Here is a 2,120-nt window from a genome sequence, read left to right as displayed (position 1 = left end):
TTGAAGCTGCTGCGCGTGCTGCTGCGCGCGGGGGTCATGGCAGACGGTGTGGTCCGTCGGTCGGTGACCGGCACTCCGCAGGGCGGGGTCATCTCCCCGCTGCTGGCCAACCTCTACCTGCACCGGATCGACCGGGCATGGGACGAGCGGCAACACGGGGTGCTGGTGCGCTACGCCGATGACGTGGTGGTGATGTGCGCATCCCGCGCTCAGGGCGAGGCCGCGCTTGCGCGGCTGACCGCCCTGTTGGCCGAACTCGGTTTGGCACCGAAGGCGGCCAAGACCCGGATCGTGCAGCTGACCGTCGGCGGTGAGGGGCTGGACTTCCTCGGCTTCCATCACCGGCTGGTCGAAAGCGACGGGCGGCGCACCGGCAAGCACGTCACCTTCCTGGCCCGATGGCCCACGAACAAGGCGATGCAGCACGCCCGCGACCGGATCCGGGAACTCACCGATCGGTCCAAGCTGCTGCTGCCCGTCGAGGTGATCGTGGCGAACGTCAACCGGTTCGTCCGCGGCTGGGCCGCGTACTTCCGATACGGCAACTCGGCACGACACTTCGACAAGATCAGGGGATACCTGCGGATGCGGCTTGCGCTCGTGCTCAGCAAGCGACACCGCCGGAGCCGAGCCTTCGGGTGGTCGGTGGTCAGCTACGCCTCGGCCAACCAGCTCGGTCTGATCAACCTGGACGGAACCGTCGCCGCACCCAGACCCTTCCGGGCCTGGCGGGTGACACCGAATGCCGGCGGTGAACGACGTCGGTAAGCCGTGTGCGGGAGAACCGCACGCACGGTTTGACGGGCGGGAGCTGGAAACGGAGCGACCTGACCACGGACACGAAGAAGAACGACCCGACGGGAAACCGCCCGGCCCTCATGGCTTCGTGACCTACCGCCAGGCAACGCCACCGCGCCAGCTCCCGACCCTCCACGGCAGAGCGGCGTGAATGGGTGTTGATCGACTGAAAAGTGCTCCTGACCAGCAATGCCGGTTACTTAGCGAACTGCCTGGTCAAGAGGCTGTTTTTCGACCACGGTGACGGTGTAGCCGACGTGACTGAACGGTCGGATGTGTCCGGGCTTCTTGGCCGGGAAGGTGTTCTTGGGTGGACGCTTGATCCGTTCGTAGCAGCGGTGCCGGCGACCGGGCAAGGTGTCGGCGATCAGGTCGGTCATGGTCTGGTGCAGCGCGGTGGCCAGGGTGTCGGGGTCGGCGCCGGCCTGGTTGCAGACCTGGTCACGGGCCAGGCGCACGGTGATGGTGAAGGAGATCCTGGCCGGCTCGAGGTCCGCGGCCTGTGCGGTGCGGGTCCGCAGGCCGGCCAGGGCCTGGTAGACGACAAGGAAGGCGTGCATCTCCTGGCGGACGAGTTCGGGTGAGCGCGATCGCAGGATGAACTCCGCTCCGCGTAGCCGGCACTTGAACTCGCCGTAGCCCAGTTCGATCTCCCACCGCTGGTGATACAGCGCGGCGAGCTGGTCTGCCGGGGCGGTCTGGTGATCGAGGAGGCTGGTGACCAGCCGGAACGGCTCGACCCGGGCGGTGCCGTCGGCCGCGGAGACGGTGACGGCGTACTCGACGATCCGTACGGTATGGCCGTCCGGTGGGCCCGGGAGCGGCCGGCCGGCGGCCCGGGCCTGGCCGTAGCGGACGTTCTCGGCCGGGGTGCCCATCACCGACAGGAACGACCCGTCGGGCAGCACCGCGGTCGGGATGAACACGGTGTTCTTCTTCAGCCGCCAGGCCAGGTCGGCGCCGGCCGCGATCGCCTGGCCCCATAGCTGGTGGCCGGGGAAGTTCCGGTCGGCCAACAGCAGCATCCCGGGCCGCAGCGAGGGCAGCACCCGGCGGGCCAGCACGTGCTCGCTGGCCGTGGAGAAGCCGTCGAACGCCGCGTCGATCAGCGCGTGCGTGCCGCACTCCAGCAGCGCGAGCAGCCGCAGCTGCGGGTGACCGGCCGCGCCGGCCCGGCCGAACGCGGTCGCGTTGACCTGGGTGTCAGCGACGTCGATACCGGTTCCGTCCCAGGCCACCACCCGCCGGCCGAACGCGACCACGCCGCGGGTGCCGACGCGCCCGCCGGGGCCACGGACCCGGTCGAACAGCACGGCCATCGG

At 69.5% G+C, this 2,120-nt stretch carries 2 protein-coding genes; one reads left to right on the top strand and one right to left on the bottom strand.

The features are described from left to right. The coding region (locus VF468_12180; GenBank protein HEX5879055.1) for a reverse transcriptase domain-containing protein at positions 1-768 on the top strand (768 nt) is incomplete at its 5' end. Between the two features lie 230 nt (positions 769-998). Here VF468_12180 and VF468_12175 read toward each other — a convergent pair. After that, on the bottom strand, positions 999-2,120 hold a 1,122-nt coding region (locus VF468_12175), incomplete at its 5' end, for an IS4 family transposase (GenBank protein ID HEX5879054.1).

The organism is Actinomycetota bacterium (assembly GCA_036280995.1).
Taxonomy (GTDB): domain Bacteria; phylum Actinomycetota; class CALGFH01; order CALGFH01; family CALGFH01; genus CALGFH01.
This window is presented reverse-complemented; position numbering and strand designations above follow the sequence as displayed.